The sequence below is a fragment of the Thetidibacter halocola genome (assembly GCF_018224955.1).
Lineage (GTDB): Bacteria > Pseudomonadota > Alphaproteobacteria > Rhodobacterales > Rhodobacteraceae > Thetidibacter > Thetidibacter halocola.
On sequence record NZ_JAGTUU010000008.1, the window covers coordinates 223,734 to 239,255 of the forward strand.

Genomic DNA, 15,522 nt, shown 5'->3' on the forward strand with positions numbered 1-15,522 from the left:
GCCCGGCTTCGCGCTACACCGGCGGTGGACCCCAAGAACGGAGCCCGGATGCGCCACCCCCTGACCCTTGCCGCCTGCGCCCTGACGCTGGCCGCCTGCGCCGCGACACCCGAACTGCCGCGCCTGGCCGATGTGCCGGTCACGGCAGAGGCCGGCCAGGCCGCCGCGCTGGAGGGGGTCGAGGCCACGGCGCCCGCCGCCTCGACCAACCGGCCCCGGCGCGGTTTGCTGGGCTTCCTGGGAAGGCAGGCGGAGGCGGCCAAGGCGGACGAGACGGCGGAGGCGGCGCCCGCAGAGCCCTCCGAACCGCCGGTCGAACTTGCCGCCATGCCGCCCGAGACCGCCAGCGATGCCGCCCCCCGTCGCGGTCTTGCGGCACTGTTCGGCGGCGGGCGCCGCGACAGCAGCGCTGCGGATGGCCTCAGCCCCGACGCCCCGGATTACCGCCAGTCCGGGCCGGGTCAGCAACTGCCCTTCGGCGAAATCGCGCGGGTCTGCGGCGTCTCGGCGGCCTCGCTGGGCCGCAAGGTGGACAGCTATCCCAAGAACGGTCGGGGCTATACGCTGCATGACAGCGCGCCGGGCACCACGGCGCTGCACAATTTCTACATCGGCGGCTTCGACGACGGCTGTGCACGGCAGTTCTCGGCCGCGCTGGTGATGTTCGGCGACGCCGAAACCTATGAACAGATCCGGTTTGGCCCCAGCGGGAGCAACCTGCCGGTGTCGGAAACCGACGCGGCCTATGACGCGCTGAAATCGCGCGTCTGCGGCGTCGGCAAGGGCAAGCCCTGCGGCAACAAGGTGTCGCGCCTGGCCCGCAACACCGTCTTCGTCAGCATCTACGAACGCTTTGACAGCAATCCGCGCTGGAAGACCTTGCTGCTGCACGATGGCGAGGTGGTGGCGCTGGACGTCAAGACCAGCAACTGACGCCTGTCCGCGACGGCAATCAGGGGCGCGGGGCGCAGGCATAGGCGGCGCCGTCTGGCAACACGCAGAGACCGTCGAAGAAACCGGGATCGAGGCTGTCATAGCGCGGCAGACGATGCTCGCGATCCTGCTTGTCGAGGTAGTCCATGCAGGCCGCGACGTAATAGGCCTCGCGCCGCTCCTCGCCCGCATACCAGGCGTCGAAGGCCGCCGCCGCCGCCTGTGCGATCCCCTGCCCGTCATCGCGGGCGGAGTCATAGGCCAGCGCGATGTCGGCCTGCATGGGCCAGGCGGCCAGCGCCTGCCACATCGCCGCCTCGCCCTGCTGCCGCAGCGCGTCGGCGATGACGAGGGCACTCACGGAGGCGTCGGCCTCCATCGCAAAGACGGCCTGGGCGTGGTCCTGCATCGCAAGCTCCGGCGCGGGGCAGCTGCCGCTGGCGAATTGCTGCGCGTGGCGCAACTCGTGAAAGAACACCGCCTGCATCAGCCCCTCGGGCAGGTCCGCCGACAGGACAAGGCGGCGCGTCGCCGGTTCGAAATAGCCCTGCGCACCCAGCGGCGGCTGGGCAAGGCAGAGGTGGCCGACACTGGCCGCCAGCGCCTCGCGCAGGGCGGGAAAAAGCGCATCGGTCGCGTCGAGCGCGCGGGCCACCGGGGCAAGGCGCGGATCCCTTGCGACCGTGTCGACGCAATCCATCGGCTGGGCCAGGACGGCCAGCGGCATCAGCCACGCCAGCAGCAGCGCCGCCCATCGTCCCTGGTGTCTCTTGCCCGGCATCTGCCCCTGCCCTTGCGGTTTCGCCGCAGCCTAGTCGCACGCGGTTGGGTTGAAAAGCCGCCCTGCGGGCCACGGAAGTTCCACTTGCGTTTGATTGGCGCATCTGGCATACAGTGCGCGCTGAGACCTTCTATTCGACTCTGTCTTCCTTCACCGGTACGCAGTCACTCGATACAGACGCGACTTTGCCGGGCTGCTGCATTCTGCGAGCGGCGACACAAGTAAGGAAAAGACAGATGGCCACTGGCACTGTGAAATGGTTCAACTCCACCAAAGGCTTCGGCTTCATCCAGCCTGACAACGGCGGCAAGGACGTGTTCGTGCACATCTCCGCTGTCGAGCGCGCTGGCCTGACCGGCCTGGCAGACAACCAGAAGGTGACGTTCGAACTGGAATCCGGCCGCGACGGCCGCCAGAGCGCGACGAACCTCGAACTCGCATAAGGCTTACCGCCTTACCGGTTCTGATGTGGCGCGGTCCCTTGCGGGGCCGCGTTTTTCGTTTTGCGACCTTGGGTTTGGCCCGAGGGGATGCAATCGGGCGCCGCGTGCCTATCTGGATGGGGAACGTCCAGACAGGAGAGACGCATGAAATGCCCGATTGACGGAACCGCCCTCGTGATCGCCGAACGCTCCGGCGTCGAGATCGACTATTGCCCGCAATGCCGGGGTGTCTGGCTGGACCGGGGCGAACTGGACAAGATCATCGACCGCAGCGCGGCCCAGACGCCGCCGCCCCCTCCGCCGCCGTCGCAACCGCAGGCGCGCGGGTATGAGGATCGGGGGTATGATCCGGGTTACTCGGGCAAGAAGAAGAAGCGGGGCGGGTTCCTGGAGGACCTGTTCGATTTCTGATTGATCCCTTTGGTGGGTGTGGCGCGGCTCCGGAGGGGGCCGCGTTTTTCTTTGGTGCGAGGTCCCGGGTCAGGCCCTGGACGGGATTGGCTGGGTGCAGAGCCGCGCGAGCGCCGACGCGCGTGGGTGAAGGCCGGTCCGCGCAGCGGCAAACCTGCCAGTGGCAGGTTTGAGGACCGAACGGGCGGAGCCCCGGCGTCGGCGCTCGCGCGGCGGCTTCGCCGTTGTTGGCGGAAAATCGCAACTACAAGTCTGACGTAATAACGACCCAACGTGTTGTCGTTGATTTGATGTGAATAATACCTGATACTACGAGTGAACATGAGCGTCGCGGAGAAATTTCAATGGGCGTACCTAGGCGTCAAACATTATGTGACAAATTTGATAGTCTTGATGACGAAATTAGACGATCGTTTCAGCATTTCCCAAAGCTGTTTAATGATTTTCCGGCAGAGGTTTCACTCATTCATCTCTTTTCAAAGATCGAAACGGCGCAAGTTAAGGCCCTTTACTGTGGGATTGTTAAACTACATCGGGTCAACGCACAGCTAGCAGCAAACGCTTTGGACAATTGGGAAATTACACGGCCTGGATTTCGAGATAAGTACAAGTCAGTATTCAATAAAGAGCTAAAAAAAGAAGTGCACGAACGTCTATTGCACGCGGAAAAGGCGAGAGACAATATTGTTCACGGAAAACAGGTGAAAGATGGTGCGGTTAGGCAGGCACTCTTCGATGTTTTTGAGTACGCAACACTGTTTAGTGCTCAAGTAAAATCTGACGCTGGTTTCACTCCATTTGGCAAGCTGACTGGGTTCAAAGGGCGAGCGTCATCGCTTGATAAGGCAACTAGTAGGTGGGTGTTGATGGGAATGAAGTTCCTTTAGCAGTCACCTCCCCCGCCGCTTCACCCCACCCCGCTGCCCCGGTCGCCCCGCCGTGCTCCGCCCGCGCGTCTTGACAGCCTCCTCCGACGCCCGCTCCACCGCCTGCTGACGCGCCAGCGGGTCGTCGGCCACCGCCAAATCCACCGCCTCCAGCCGCTTGATCTCGTCGCGCAACCGCGCCGCTTCCTCGAATTCCAGGTTCTCCGCGGCCTTGCGCATGTCGTTGCGCAGGCCCTCCAGAACGGCGGCAAGGTTGCTCCCCTGCCGCTTGGGGTCGATCTGGGCCGTCACGCGGTTCATGTCCACGTCGCCCTTGTAGAGGCCGGCGAGGATGTCCTCGACATTCTTGCGGATCGTCGCGGGGGTGATGCCGTGTTCCTCGTTATAGGCGATCTGCTTGGCGCGGCGGCGGTCGGTCTCGGCCATCGCGCGCTCCATGCTGCCGGTGATACGGTCGGCATACATGATGACGCGGCCCTCGGCGTTCCGCGCGGCGCGGCCGATGGTCTGGATCAGCGAGGTTTCCGAGCGTAGGAAGCCCTCCTTGTCCGCGTCGAGAATGGCGACCAGCCCGCATTCAGGAATGTCGAGCCCCTCGCGCAGCAGGTTGATCCCCACCAGCACGTCGAAGGCGCCCAGGCGCAGGTCGCGCAGGATCTCGATCCGCTCGATCGTGTCGATGTCGCTGTGCATGTAGCGAACCTTGATGCCCTGTTCGTGCAGGTATTCGGTCAGGTCCTCGGCCATGCGTTTGGTCAGGGTCGTGGCCAGCGTGCGCATGCCCTTGGCCGTGACTTTGCGCACCTCGTCCAGCAGGTCGTCCACCTGCATCTCGACGGGCCGGATTTCTACCGGCGGGTCGATCAGGCCGGTGGGGCGGATCACCTGTTCGGTGAAGACGCCGCCCGTTTGCTCCATCTCCCACGATGCCGGGGTGGCCGAGACGAAGACCGATTGCGGGCGCATGGCGTCCCATTCCTCGAACTTGAGCGGGCGGTTGTCCATGCAGGACGGCAGGCGAAAGCCGTGTTCGGCCAGGGTGAATTTCCGCCTGTAGTCGCCGCGATACATGCCGCCGATCTGGGGGACGGAGACGTGGCTTTCGTCGGCGAAGACGATGGCGTTGTCGGGGATGAATTCGAACAGCGTGGGCGGCGGTTCGCCCGGCGCGCGACCGGTGAGATAGCGCGAGTAATTCTCGATCCCGTTGCAGACGCCGGTCGCCTCGAGCATCTCGATATCAAAATTGGTGCGCTGTTCCAGCCGCTGCGCCTCGAGCAGCTTGCCCTCGGCCACGAGTTGGTCGAGCCGCAAGCGCAATTCCTTCTTTATCCCGACCACGGCCTGCTGCATCGTCGGTTTCGGCGTGACGTAGTGCGAATTGGCATAGAGGCGGATCCGCTCGAAATTGTCGGTCTTCTGCCCGGTGAGCGGGTCGAATTCGGTGATCGATTCCAGTTCCTCGCCGAAGAAGGACAGCCGCCAGGCGCGATCGTCGAGGTGGGCGGGCCAGACTTCGAGGGAATCGCCACGAACCCGGAACGAGCCGCGCTGAAAACCCTGGTCGTTGCGGCGGTATTGCTGGGCGACGAGATCGGCAATGACCTTTCGCTGGTCATATTCTTTTCCTACGTGCAGGTCCTGGGTCATCGCGCCATAGGTCTCGACCGAGCCGATACCGTAGATGCAGGAAACCGACGCCACGATGATCACGTCATCCCGTTCCAGAAGCGCCCGCGTGGCCGAGTGGCGCATGCGGTCGATCTGCTCGTTGATCTGGGATTCCTTCTCGATATACGTGTCCGAGCGCGCGACATAGGCCTCGGGCTGGTAATAATCGTAATAGCTGACGAAGTATTCGACCGCGTTTTCGGGAAAGAACCCCTTGAATTCGCCGTAAAGCTGGGCGGCCAGCGTCTTGTTCGGCGCAAGAATAATGGCGGGGCGCTGGGTCGCCTCGATCACCTTGGCCATGGTAAAAGTCTTGCCCGTGCCGGTCGCGCCCAGCAGCACCTGGTCGCGGTCGCCGCCCAGGATGCCCTGCGACAGTTCGGCGATGGCGCCGGGCTGGTCGCCGGCGGGCTCGAACCCGGAATGCATGACGAAACGCCGCCCGCCTTCCAACTTTTCGCGCGTGCGGACTTCAGGCGCCGCGGCATGCAGCGCCGGGGCGGACTTGTCCGAATGGGCATAGGGCATGGAACCAACCTTTCCGTCTGGGCCATTGTAAAGTTGCGTTCGCAAGGGCGTGTTTCAACCCCATCGGATGCCCGGCAGTCAGGCAACACAAGGCGGAAAATTGCCTTGGCCCCTATCTTTCCCCAAGGCCGCGCCATACACTTCTTGGTGTATAACCCGATACGAATGCCACTCATGATTGAGCAGCCGGAAATGGAAGTCGCACGAGTCACCGCGCATGGTCCGACCTGCGATTTCGTTTTGCGACTGCTGGAGACCGGCGGGACAGAGCGCGTCATTTCGGTGGAACCGCAGGCCAGAATGACCCGCGAGGATCTGCACGCTGTGATGGTGTTCCTGCGGGATAGCAAGGGGTGGCCCTTTCTGGCGCCGATCCTGTGGGACCTGCGGAGCTACGATTTTGCCGACATGTCCTTCGAGGTCGGCAAGGCGCTGGCCTCGGCGCTGCGGTCCTTTCCCGAAAGAAAGGATGTGCGGCGCGGCTACCTTGTGCAGGGCGAGGTCGGCTTTGGCAGCATGCGCATGTTCCAGAACACGATGAGCGGTTTCGGCATCGTCGACATCGACCGGATGCGCGTATCGTATTCGCGTGGCGAGTTGATGGCCTGGCTGTGCGGTGGCCCTTGAGAGATTCGCCCGGCTCAGGTCCGGCCCGCGATTTCCGAAACGCCCTGCCGGGACGACAAGCCCCGCGCTTTGCGACATAAATGTGATCGCTACCAACGCCTTACCCGGCGGCCTCGTCACGCAGCGCGAAACTTTCGCATTGGTTAAAAATTTCATTTTGAAATCATTGATCCAGATGTATCTTAACAGGGCAAGCAGCAGGTTTGGCCGGAGCGCGTGTCGCACACACCCACCCCTCGCTCCCCGCGGCCCGCATTCCGGCCAAACCCTGTTTGCACCCCTCCCCTTGCTCGCTCTGCGTCAATTGCGCCGGAACGTCCGCTTGCCCCGGGACCGCAAATCCCGGATAACGGGGCCGACTGAAGGAGCCTGACGATGCGCGCAAGAATCTATCAGCCCGCCAAGACCGCCATGTCCTCGGGCCAGGGCAAGACCCGGACCTGGATCCTGGAATTCGCACCGGCAAGCCCGCGCGAGGTCGATCCGTTGATGGGCTGGACATCCTCCAGCGACACGCAGGCCCAGGTCCGGCTGAAGTTCGACAGCAAGGAAGCCGCGATGGCCTATGCCGCCGAGCACAAGATCGAGGCAGACGTCTTCGAACCGCACAAGCGCAAGCCGAACGTGCGCCCGCGCGGCTATGCCGAGAATTTCGCCGTCGACCGTCGCGCGCCCTGGACGCACTGATCGCCGGCCCGTCGAGCCGATCACAGGCGGATCACGTACTCCTTGGTCGTGGTTTCGACGACTTCCCAAGTCCCGGCAAAGCCGGGACGGATGACAAAGCTGTCGCCAGCCCGGACCTCGAACGCCTCGCCGCCGTCTTCGGCGATGATCGAATGGCCTTCCAGAATGCGGCAGTATTCCCATTCATCATACTGAATCCGCCACTTGCCCGGAGTGGACCGCCACGTCCCGCAATACAGGCCATCGACGTCTTCGACATTCCATGTTGTGAACTCGGGTGAACCGGAAATGAGTCGGTCGGCAGACGGCCGTTCGGACTCGCCCTTGCCGGTTGCGATGATGCGGAGAAACGTCTCTGTCACGGGAACATCCAGTTTCGGTGTGCGATGGCCCTGTCATACACCGGGTCGCCCGGCATTGGCACCCTTGAACCGTCCCCGCCTGCCCAGGGTACCTTTGGGTCGCCACCAGTGCCACCTTTTCCGCACCGCCTGAGTATGGCCCCTGCGGTTCGTCATCAACAGATCGAAAAAAGTCATTTCAGTTGCGGAGTGTCAGCCCAAAGCGGCTGACGCTGCGCCTTCTTCCCGACCTCCGAGGCCTGATCCAAACCCTTTTGAGAGATGGGCGACAAGGTCGGCACCGTCGGGGCGGACACGATCCCCGGTGACATGTCGACCCTCGACGGCACCGGCCTTGGCGAAACCCGCATCAGCGCGGTTGACACCGGAATGACGGTGGTGATCGACATCCATCGCAGTTCCGGCAAGTTGATCGGAAACAACAAGGACTTCTCCGAAAAAACCTACTTCTCGCCGATTGCCTTCGACGACTTTTCGGCGTGCGATATGCATCTGTCCGTCCGGGGGAGTCGAACCTGCCAAGATCCGGACCGAATTCGAAACCGACTGGCACCGGATCGACCTGCGGGCATGTGAGGCCGTCAACCTTACCCCGAAAGGCAGGAGGCCCGGCTGTTTCGAGATCGCGCCGGCGATGGTGCTGTCATTCTCGCCGGGGCGGACGGCACCGTGGTCGACCTGCGCGCCGCAAGCCGGCGCTACGAGGAAGGCGGGGCGGCTGGGCGGCGGCGGGGCGGATGTGCTGATCGGCGACAACAACGGTAGTGCCCCACGGGATGGTGTAGGATCTGGCCGAGGTGGTCACCGACGTTGTTCGGGAACGATGGTGCCGCCCTGCCCACCCTTGTCGCATCCACCGCGAACATGCCCGAATGAAAGGGCCTTCCTGTTGTCTTTTGACCGGGTTCGCGGCATCGTCCCGGCCATCCGGCGGGGGTCCTGGCCGGCATCGAGGCGTGATAAAGGGCAAGGGGCTTTACCGTGCTTGTGTTCTCTGGATCGAACGAGGCGACGTGTCCCTGATGGTCGAGATCGCTACCGTTTCGGGCCCTGACGTGCAGGTGGACGCACTCCTGGAGCGGCACGCAGCCCTGATGCGCTCGCTGTCGCCTGCCGAAAGCTGCCACGTCATGACTGCCGAGGCGCTTGCCGCCTCGGGTGCCACCGTCCATGCGTTGCGCGACGCGGCCGGGACGGTGATGGCGGTCGGCGCGCTGAAGCCGCTGGGCGATGGCGGGGTTGAACTGAAATCCATGCACACCGCCGCCGAGACGCGGGGACGCGGGCTTGGCCAGACGCTGCTGGCGCACCTGCTGCGAGCGGCGCGCCAGTCCGGCGCGACGGACGCCTGGCTAGAGACCGGATCGGCGCCGGAATTCGCCCCCGCGCGCACGCTGTATGAACGCGCAGGCTTCGCTTATTGCCCGCCCTTCGGCGATTATGCCGAGGATCCGCTGTCGGTATTCATGCATCGCAGGCTTGCAGAGCCGGCGGAATCCCGGCAAACCGCAGGGCACGCGGCCCCTTAGCTCAACTGGATAGAGCAGCTGACTTCTAATCAGCAGGTTGAGGGTTCGAGTCCTTCAGGGGTCGCCAGAGACATCACGGGATTGCTGCGCAGAGCCCCGCGCGACGGGGACGGCAAGACGCGGGCTGCAAGCGGCGCGCAGATGCCCTAGAATACGGGCAAATGGGCAGTCGGACGGCCGGACATGCGCCTTCGAAGCCCTCTGCCGCACGATCGACAATACCAATGCCGCCCTCAGCCAAAACCGCTGGATCAAGCCCTGACCGATTTGGGGGCCACCGCCTTGAGAGGCCGCGGCGGTGGTGGGTCGCCGAGGCGTCGCGATCCTTGAGGGACCGCAGCGACACGGCGGCGGCCAAGGCCCCCGCCCGGTCCGCCGGAATTGCCCCAAGAGCGCCGCTGGCTCCGTTCCGAGCCTGTGCCTGATCCATCCGGTTGACGCATGTCCGCGGGCAGCATCGGAGTGGGAAAAGCCAAAGGCCGGGACGACCACGCGCCTGCGGACAGAACGCCGTCAGAAAGCCGATGCGCATGGGGGCGTCGGGCGTCTTGTCGCCAGGGATCCGGCCCGACCGCGGCGCGCCCAGGATGGTGACCAGCGGCTGGTCGGCACCCGGCAGGGTGTCACCAGCCATCACGAATAGTCACGAATGAAATCCGGCCTTTCGGTTTCGCCTCGGCTCCAGTCATAGGCCGCGCGAAACCGCTGCGCCACCACGTCCCAGCGATGGTCGCGCTCGGCCAGAGCGCGGCCCGCGGCGCCCATCCGCGCCAGCGTCGCGGCGTCCATGGCCAGGAAGTCGGCCAGCGCCCGGGCCGCCTGCGCGACATCGGCGGTGTCCAGCCGCCGCGCGGCCCCCTCGGCAAAGCCGTGCGGCAGGTTGCAGGCCTCGGTCATCAGCACCGGAAGGGCATGGCTCCATGCCTCGAGCACGGCCATCGGCAGGCCCTCGCTAAGCGACGGCAGGACAAAGGCATCGGCGGCGGCCAGCGCCGCATCCTTGTTGGTGCCGAACAGCGGGCCGGAAAAGGTCACGCGGTCGGCCAGGCCCAGCCGGGCCACCTGCGCGCGCAGCCGCGCCTCGGTGCCGCCTTGGTCCCATCCCGCGACCTGAAGCGTCCAGCCTGCGGCCAAGGGCCCGGCATGCGCCCAGGCCTCCAGCAGACCATCGAGATTCTTGCCGGGATGGATCCGTCCCAGGTAGAGCATCCGGCGCGGTTCCGGCCGCTCCGCGCGGGGCGGCACCGGCGCCAGGTCGACGCCATTGGGAATCTCGGCCACCAAGCGGGCGCCGCAATAGGCGCGGATCTCGGTCGTCTCGGACGCGGATAGCGCGTGCAGCAGGTCGGCGCGGGCAAAGGTCCGGCGCTGGAACAGCAGGCCCGCGAGAGCCTTTTTCCAGGCGGATTGCGCCAGGGCGCAGGGCGTCAGCATGCCATGCGGCGAGATCACCAGTCGCCCGCCGGGATGGCGCGCCCGCCAGCGCCCGGCCAGCAGCGCGGGATAGGTCCAGAGCCCGTGCAGGTGCACGACGTCCGGGGCGATCGCCTCGATGGCGCGCACCATGCCGGGCGCATGCCCGGTCAGCCGGGTGTCGCGCGGGATCAACGCGTGCACCGTGGCGCCGCCCCAGTCCTGGTCGGCCCGCTCGCCTGGGTCGCTGACAAGGCCCATCGCGTGCACCTCGATCCCCGGCATGGCGGCCAGCGCGCGGGCATGGGCGGCGGCCACCACCGACACGCCGCCGCCGCGGTTGGACAGCCAGTGGGTGAGGATCAGCAGGCGCATCGGCGGCCCGTCCGATCGTTCCTGCGGAAACCGTCCGACCGGATGCCCCGGGCGCGCCCGCCTTGCCCTTGCCCCGGAACACCCTGCCCGGTCATCCGTCCACCAGGGCGTGATGGGCGGGAATGACAGAGCCCGGCGGCACCTTCTGAAAGGCGGTGATCCACGCCCCGTCGCCGATCTCGATCGGCTTGCAGAAGAAGGCGAAGGCCGGATCGGACCAGTCATGGTTGCCGGTGAACAGGCAGGCGCCCTGGCTGATGCAGACATGGCTGCCGATCCGCACGGTGGTGTGGTTGTCGATCCATACCCCCTCGCCAATCCAGACGTGGTCGCCGATCTCGAGGAACCAGGGATACTTGATCGACACGCGCGGCTTGAGCACCAGTCCGGTGCCGACCCGCGCGCCGAAGGCGCGCAGCAGCGCCGCCTTGACCCGCGACGGCACCAGCCCCAGCAGGGCGTTGCGCAAGATCAGTGCGTCCAGCACATACCAGCACAACCGAACGGCAACGCTCCGGTTGCCCGGGATCCGCGGCGGTCGGAACCGATCCAGCCGCAGCGGAACGATGGGTTTCAGCCTGTCCTGCGGGATGGGCATGGGGGATGATCCTCCGTCACCTGCGCCGCTCAGCCGCGGAAGGCGTCGCGATGGTCCACGAACCAGCGATAGGTCTCGGCCACGCCGCGGTCCAGCGGAATGCCCGCCCGCCAGCCCATGTCGCGCAGGCGCGAGACATCCATCAGCTTGCGGGGCGTTCCGTCATGCCGGGTCGGGTCGGTCTCGATCCGGCCGGAAAAGCCTGTTACACGCGCCACCAGCTGCGCCAACTCGAGGATCGAGATGTCACGGCCGCTGCCGACGTTGATGTGGCTCTGCATGGGCTGCGTGTTCGCCTCGTAGGTGGCGCGGTCGAGATCGAGGACGAAAAGCGACGCCTCGGCCATGTCGTCCACATGCAGGAATTCGCGCCGGGGCATGCCCGTTCCCCAGATCGTCACAGCCTCGGCGCCGCTCCGCACGGCCTCGTCGAAGCGGCGGATCAGCGCGGGCAGGACATGGCCGTTGTCCGGGTGGAAATTGTCGCCCGGCCCGTAGAGATTGGCAGGCATGACAGAGCGGTAGTCGACGCCGTATTGCCTGCTGTAACTTTCGCACAGCTTGATCCCGGCGATCTTGGCGACGGCGTAGGGCTCGTTCGTGGGCTCCAGCGGGCCGGTCAGCAGCGCCTGCTCGGCCACCGGCTGCGGCGCCAGCCGGGGATAGATGCAAGACGAGCCCAGTTGCAGAAGCCGCGTGACACCGGCGGCAAAGGCCTGATGGATCACGTTGCACTCGATCATCAGGTTCTCGTAGATGAATTCGGCCGGATAGGTGCTGTTGGCGTGGATGCCGCCGACCCGCGCGGCCGCCAGGATCACCACGTCGGGCCGTTCGGCGGCGAAGAAGGCGCGCACAGCGGCCTGGTCGGTCAGGTCGAGTTCGGTATGGGTTCTGGTGACGAGGTCAAGGCGCTCTCCGGCGGCACGCCGCTTCTCGAGCCGGCGCAGGATGGCGCCGCCAACCATGCCACGATGGCCTGCAACGTAGAGTCTTGTCATGTCGCTCACGGTGTTTCCACAAGGCGGAGGTGTCGCATGCCCGCCCCTCCCGGTCCAGCCGGGAATGGCCGCGCGCGGCCCCGGTTCGCGTTGGCAAAGGGCAGGACGGGCCGCGGCGCCGCATTTGGCGCAGGGCATGGCCTTGTGGCGCGAGCCTCAGCTTTTGAGCGCGGCGGTCACTTCATGCCCATGTGCCTTGAGCAGCGCGTGACGCTGCGCCGCCTTCAGATCGGCGGCGACCATTTCGGCGCACATCTGCCGGGCGGTAACCTCGGGCTTCCAGCCCAGTTTCCGCTGCGCCTTCGACGGGTCGCCCAGCAGGGACTCGACCTCGGCGGGGCGGAAATAGCGGGGATCGACCCGCATCACCACGTGACCCGGGCTGACCGCGGGGGCCTTGTCGCCGGTGACAGCGACCACGGTCGCGATCTCGTCCATGCCGGTGCCGGAGAATTCCAGCGTAATGCCCAATTCGGCGGCCGACCAGGTGATGAAATCCCGCACCGAGTGCTGCACCCCGGTGGCGATCACGAAATCCTCGGGGGTCTCCTGTTGCAGCATCATCCACATCAGGCGCACGTAGTCACGGGCGTGGCCCCAGTCGCGCAGCGCGTCGATATTGCCCATGTAGACGCAATCCTCGAGCCCGTGCGCGATGTTGGCCAGGCCACGGGTGATCTTGCGCGTGACAAAGGTCTCGCCGCGGCGGGGGCTTTCGTGGTTGAACAGGATGCCGTTGCTGGCATGGATCCCGTATGCCTCGCGATAGTTCACGCAGATCCAGTAGGCATAGAGCTTGGCCACCGCGTAGGGTGAGCGCGGATGAAAGGGCGTCGTCTCGCTCTGCGGACTCTCCCGTACCAGGCCGTAGAGTTCCGAGGTGGAGGCCTGGAAAAAGCGCGTCCTGTCCTCCAGTCCGAGAAAGCGAAGCCCCTCGAGAAGGCGCAGCGTGCCGATCGCGTCCACGTCGGCGGTGTATTCCGGCGCCTCGAAGCTGACCGCCACGTGACTCTGTGCGCCGAGGTTGTAGACCTCGTCCGGCTCGACGTCGCGCAGGATGCGGGTCAGGTTCGAGGTGTCGGTGAGGTCGCCGTAATGCAGCACGAGCTTGGGGTTGGGCTCATGCGGGTCCTGGTAGATGTGGTCGATGCGCTGGGTATTGAACAGCGAGGCGCGGCGCTTGATGCCATGCACCTCGTAGCCCTTGTCCAGGAGGTGTTCCGCCAGGTAAGAGCCGTCCTGCCCCGTGATGCCGGTGATCAATGCGCGTTTGGTCATGTCGGTGCTCACAGGAACTGCTGGATCTTGGACAGGTTTTTCAACGCGAAGGTGCCGAGGCCGCCGACGCCGTTGGCACGGATGGCGCGGTAATCCTCGCGGCTCTTCTGCACGATCTTGGCCAGCGACCGGTTGCTTTCGCCGCCGACGCGCATCTTGACGAGGACGCGCGGCACATAGGTCAGCCGGATCCTGCCCTTGACGAGATAGCGCAGGATCGCGTCGTAATCCGCCGCGATACGAAAATCGGTGTTGTAGAGTCCCAGCCGGTCGAAAACCTCGCGCCGCAGGTAAAGCGTGGGGTGCGGCGGCATCCAGCCCCGGCGCAGCTTGGCCGGCGTGTATTCGCCCGCGCGCCACCGGCGGATGACGCGCATCGTATCGGTGGCGGCGACATAGTCGAGATCGCCATAAACGCCTTCGACGTCGGGGTCGGCCATCGCCTCGGCCACCCAGGACAGCACGCGCGTGTCGGCAAAGAGATCATCGGAATGCATCAGGCCGATGATGTCGCCGGTGGTGTGGGCGATGCCCCGGTTGATGCCATCATAGATGCCGCCATCCGGCTCGCTGTGCAGCCGCACCTTCGGACCCGCGACGCGCGCGATCACCTCGAGCGTGCCGTCGGTCGAGCCGCCATCCTGGATGACGTGCTCGACATCGCGATGGTCCTGCGCCGCGACGCTGTCGATCGCCTCGGCGACGGTTCCGTGGCGATTGAACACGGCCGTGACAACAGAAATCTTCTGCACTACAGGCTCTCTACGACAAACTCGGGCGCGTCGCGCCGGTCCCTGTTAAACGTTCCCCGGGGCGTGACAAAGCCCCTTATTCGGCGCCGGGCCAGAAACCGGCCCCTGCCCGCGGCCCCCGGTCGTGCCGGCGGGCCTGCCCGGACGCCGGGCCGATCCGATCAAACCCGGTAATAGTCGCGATACCAGTCGACGAAGCGGCGCACGCCGTCACGCATGTCGGTCTGCGGCCGGAATCCGGTCAGCCGTTCCAGCAGAGCCGCGTCGGCCCAGGTGGCGGGCACGTCGCCGGGCTGCATCGGCAACAGGTTGCGCGTGGCCTTGACGCCCAGCGCGTCCTCGATCGCGGCGACGAAGTCGAGCAGGCTTTCAGGGCGGGAATTGCCGATGTTGACGACACGGAAGGGCGCCGCAGGGCTCAGGCTGTCGCCCTCGGGCGCGATGCCGTCCTCGGGGCGTTCCGGGACCGCCTCGGTCATCAGCAGGCGGATCGCCCGCACCAGGTCGTCCACATAGGTGAAGTCGCGCCGCATGTCGCCGTGGTTGTAAAGGTCGATGGCCCGGCCTTCGAGGATCGCCGCGACGAAGCTGAACAGCGCCATGTCAGGCCTGCCCCAGGGCCCGTAGACCGTGAAGAAGCGGAACATGGTGATCGGCAGCCCGTGCAGATGCGCATGGCTGTGGCCCATCGCCTCGGTCGCCTTTTTCGTGGCGGCGTAGATCGTCAGCGGCGTGTCGGCCTTGTCCGTCTCGGCAAAGGGCATGTCGGTGTTGGCGCCATAGACCGACGAGGTCGAGGCCATCATCAGGTGCTGCACCCGGTGGCGCTGCACGGCCTCCATCAGGTTGAACGTGCCGACGACATTGGCCTCGATGTAGGAGCGTGGATTTTCCAGGCTGTAGCGCACGCCCGCCTGCCCGGCCAGGTGCACGACGTAATCGGGCCCGCAGGCATCGACCGCCGCGCCCAGCGCCTCGCGATCCTCGAGCATGGCCTCTGTCGCGGCGAAACCGGGGGACTGCGCCAGCATGGCATGGCGACGGCGTTTCAGGGAAACGTCGTAGTAATCCGTCATCCCGTCGAAGCCGTGAACGGTATGACCTTCGTCCAGCAACAGGCGTGCCAGATGATAGCCGATGAACCCGGCCGTGCCGGTGATGAAGATGCGCGCCATGTCCCGCCTCCGTGACTGTGCGCTCTTCTAGGCCGGCGGCACGGAATGTTCAAACGGGCTGGCGCGCATCA

Annotated in this window: 17 protein-coding genes and 1 tRNA gene; 9 read left to right on the forward strand and 9 right to left on the reverse strand. The window is 65.5% G+C overall.

Annotated features, from left to right (window positions below; all coding sequences use genetic code 11):
* Window positions 1-48 precede the first annotated feature (48 nt).
* Window positions 49-933 (forward strand): hypothetical protein, encoded by an 885-nt coding sequence (locus KB874_RS19185; RefSeq protein WP_212538171.1) that lies wholly within the window; start codon window positions 49-51, stop codon window positions 931-933.
* A 19-nt stretch (window positions 934-952) separates the two neighbouring features.
* On the opposite strand, the gene KB874_RS19190 is transcribed toward KB874_RS19185, so the two are convergent.
* The gene (locus KB874_RS19190; RefSeq protein WP_212538172.1) at window positions 953-1,714 is read right to left on the reverse strand and encodes a DUF6782 family putative metallopeptidase; all 762 of its coding nucleotides are present in this window, start codon (window positions 1,712-1,714) and stop codon (window positions 953-955) included.
* A gap of 236 nt (window positions 1,715-1,950) precedes the next feature.
* Here KB874_RS19190 and KB874_RS19195 point away from each other — a divergent pair, with 236 nt between their 5' ends.
* From KB874_RS19195 to KB874_RS19205, 3 genes are all read left to right on the forward strand, one after another.
* Complete coding sequence (locus KB874_RS19195) at window positions 1,951-2,157, forward strand: cold-shock protein (protein WP_212538173.1); 207 nt, start codon at window positions 1,951-1,953, stop codon at window positions 2,155-2,157.
* A 144-nt stretch (window positions 2,158-2,301) separates the two neighbouring features.
* A complete protein-coding gene (locus KB874_RS19200; RefSeq protein WP_212538174.1) occupies window positions 2,302-2,568 on the forward strand; it encodes a TFIIB-type zinc ribbon-containing protein in 267 nt (88 codons plus the stop codon).
* 344 nt (window positions 2,569-2,912) lie between these two features.
* Window positions 2,913-3,455: a hypothetical protein gene (locus KB874_RS19205; RefSeq protein ID WP_212538175.1), complete on the forward strand. Its 543-nt coding sequence runs from the start codon at window positions 2,913-2,915 to the stop codon at window positions 3,453-3,455.
* 3 nt (window positions 3,456-3,458) lie between these two features.
* Here the strand turns inward: KB874_RS19205 and uvrB are convergent, their stop codons facing one another.
* A complete protein-coding gene (gene uvrB / locus KB874_RS19210) occupies window positions 3,459-5,654 on the reverse strand; it encodes an excinuclease ABC subunit UvrB (protein ID WP_212538176.1) in 2,196 nt (731 codons plus the stop codon).
* A gap of 192 nt (window positions 5,655-5,846) precedes the next feature.
* Here uvrB and KB874_RS19215 point away from each other — a divergent pair, with 192 nt between their 5' ends.
* Together KB874_RS19215 and KB874_RS19220 are read left to right on the forward strand one after the other, a co-directional pair.
* The gene (locus KB874_RS19215; RefSeq protein ID WP_212538177.1) at window positions 5,847-6,281 is read left to right on the forward strand and encodes a hypothetical protein; all 435 of its coding nucleotides are present in this window, start codon (window positions 5,847-5,849) and stop codon (window positions 6,279-6,281) included.
* A 375-nt stretch (window positions 6,282-6,656) separates the two neighbouring features.
* Window positions 6,657-6,968 carry an ETC complex I subunit gene (locus KB874_RS19220; RefSeq protein ID WP_212538178.1) on the forward strand — a complete coding sequence of 104 codons (312 nt, stop codon included), beginning with the start codon at window positions 6,657-6,659 and terminating at the stop codon, window positions 6,966-6,968.
* A gap of 20 nt (window positions 6,969-6,988) precedes the next feature.
* On the opposite strand, the gene KB874_RS19225 is transcribed toward KB874_RS19220, so the two are convergent.
* Window positions 6,989-7,330: a cupin domain-containing protein gene (locus tag KB874_RS19225; protein WP_212538179.1), complete on the reverse strand. Its 342-nt coding sequence runs from the start codon at window positions 7,328-7,330 to the stop codon at window positions 6,989-6,991.
* Window positions 7,331-7,591: 261 nt separating this feature from the next.
* Here KB874_RS19225 and KB874_RS19230 point away from each other — a divergent pair, with 261 nt between their 5' ends.
* The 3 genes from KB874_RS19230 (at window position 7,592) to KB874_RS19240 (ending at window position 8,926) form a co-directional block, all read left to right on the forward strand.
* Window positions 7,592-7,906 (forward strand): hypothetical protein, encoded by a 315-nt coding sequence (locus KB874_RS19230; RefSeq protein ID WP_212538180.1) that lies wholly within the window; start codon window positions 7,592-7,594, stop codon window positions 7,904-7,906.
* A gap of 446 nt (window positions 7,907-8,352) precedes the next feature.
* Window positions 8,353-8,859, forward strand: coding sequence for a GNAT family N-acetyltransferase (locus tag KB874_RS19235; RefSeq protein WP_212538240.1), 507 nt, complete (start codon window positions 8,353-8,355; stop codon window positions 8,857-8,859).
* Window positions 8,850-8,926: transfer RNA gene (locus KB874_RS19240), tRNA-Arg, on the forward strand. The genes KB874_RS19235 and KB874_RS19240 overlap by 10 nt, the downstream gene beginning before the upstream one ends.
* 566 nt (window positions 8,927-9,492) lie before the next feature.
* On the opposite strand, the gene KB874_RS19245 is transcribed toward KB874_RS19240, so the two are convergent.
* The 6 genes from KB874_RS19245 to KB874_RS19270 form a co-directional block, all read right to left on the reverse strand.
* The gene (locus KB874_RS19245; protein WP_212538181.1) at window positions 9,493-10,647 is read right to left on the reverse strand and encodes a glycosyltransferase; all 1,155 of its coding nucleotides are present in this window, start codon (window positions 10,645-10,647) and stop codon (window positions 9,493-9,495) included.
* Window positions 10,648-10,738: 91 nt separating this feature from the next.
* The gene (locus KB874_RS19250) at window positions 10,739-11,245 is read right to left on the reverse strand and encodes an LbetaH domain-containing protein (RefSeq protein WP_212538182.1); all 507 of its coding nucleotides are present in this window, start codon (window positions 11,243-11,245) and stop codon (window positions 10,739-10,741) included.
* Between the two features lie 29 nt (window positions 11,246-11,274).
* On the reverse strand, window positions 11,275-12,246 hold the full coding sequence (locus KB874_RS19255) for a GDP-L-fucose synthase family protein (RefSeq protein ID WP_212538183.1): 972 nt from the start codon (window positions 12,244-12,246) through the stop codon (window positions 11,275-11,277).
* A gap of 156 nt (window positions 12,247-12,402) precedes the next feature.
* Window positions 12,403-13,524, reverse strand: a complete 1,122-nt coding sequence (gene gmd / locus KB874_RS19260; RefSeq protein WP_212538184.1) for a GDP-mannose 4,6-dehydratase — start codon at window positions 13,522-13,524, stop codon at window positions 12,403-12,405.
* An 8-nt stretch (window positions 13,525-13,532) separates the two neighbouring features.
* The gene (locus KB874_RS19265) at window positions 13,533-14,276 is read right to left on the reverse strand and encodes a glycosyltransferase family 2 protein (RefSeq protein ID WP_212538185.1); all 744 of its coding nucleotides are present in this window, start codon (window positions 14,274-14,276) and stop codon (window positions 13,533-13,535) included.
* Window positions 14,277-14,437: 161 nt separating this feature from the next.
* A complete protein-coding gene (locus KB874_RS19270) occupies window positions 14,438-15,451 on the reverse strand; it encodes an NAD-dependent epimerase/dehydratase family protein (protein ID WP_212538186.1) in 1,014 nt (337 codons plus the stop codon).
* Window positions 15,452-15,522: the final 71 nt, after the last annotated feature.

What these genes read in the sequence shown, in the direction of transcription:
- KB874_RS19185 (WP_212538171.1), top strand. Translation starts at nt 49, where the DNA reads ATGCGCCACCCCCTGACCCTTGCCGCCTGCGCCCTGACGCTGGCCGCC.
- KB874_RS19190 (WP_212538172.1), bottom strand. Translation starts at nt 1,714, where the DNA reads ATGCCGGGCAAGAGACACCAGGGACGATGGGCGGCGCTGCTGCTGGCG.
- KB874_RS19195 (WP_212538173.1), top strand. Translation starts at nt 1,951, where the DNA reads ATGGCCACTGGCACTGTGAAATGGTTCAACTCCACCAAAGGCTTCGGC.
- KB874_RS19200 (WP_212538174.1), top strand. Translation starts at nt 2,302, where the DNA reads ATGAAATGCCCGATTGACGGAACCGCCCTCGTGATCGCCGAACGCTCC.
- KB874_RS19205 (WP_212538175.1), top strand. Translation starts at nt 2,913, where the DNA reads ATGGGCGTACCTAGGCGTCAAACATTATGTGACAAATTTGATAGTCTT.
- uvrB (WP_212538176.1), bottom strand. Translation starts at nt 5,654, where the DNA reads ATGCCCTATGCCCATTCGGACAAGTCCGCCCCGGCGCTGCATGCCGCG.
- KB874_RS19215 (WP_212538177.1), top strand. Translation starts at nt 5,847, where the DNA reads ATGGAAGTCGCACGAGTCACCGCGCATGGTCCGACCTGCGATTTCGTT.
- KB874_RS19220 (WP_212538178.1), top strand. Translation starts at nt 6,657, where the DNA reads ATGCGCGCAAGAATCTATCAGCCCGCCAAGACCGCCATGTCCTCGGGC.
- KB874_RS19230 (WP_212538180.1), top strand. Translation starts at nt 7,592, where the DNA reads ATGGGCGACAAGGTCGGCACCGTCGGGGCGGACACGATCCCCGGTGAC.
- KB874_RS19235 (WP_212538240.1), top strand. Translation starts at nt 8,353, where the DNA reads ATGGTCGAGATCGCTACCGTTTCGGGCCCTGACGTGCAGGTGGACGCA.
- KB874_RS19245 (WP_212538181.1), bottom strand. Translation starts at nt 10,647, where the DNA reads ATGCGCCTGCTGATCCTCACCCACTGGCTGTCCAACCGCGGCGGCGGC.
- KB874_RS19250 (WP_212538182.1), bottom strand. Translation starts at nt 11,245, where the DNA reads ATGCCCATCCCGCAGGACAGGCTGAAACCCATCGTTCCGCTGCGGCTG.
- KB874_RS19255 (WP_212538183.1), bottom strand. Translation starts at nt 12,246, where the DNA reads ATGACAAGACTCTACGTTGCAGGCCATCGTGGCATGGTTGGCGGCGCC.
- gmd (WP_212538184.1), bottom strand. Translation starts at nt 13,524, where the DNA reads ATGACCAAACGCGCATTGATCACCGGCATCACGGGGCAGGACGGCTCT.
- KB874_RS19270 (WP_212538186.1), bottom strand. Translation starts at nt 15,451, where the DNA reads ATGGCGCGCATCTTCATCACCGGCACGGCCGGGTTCATCGGCTATCAT.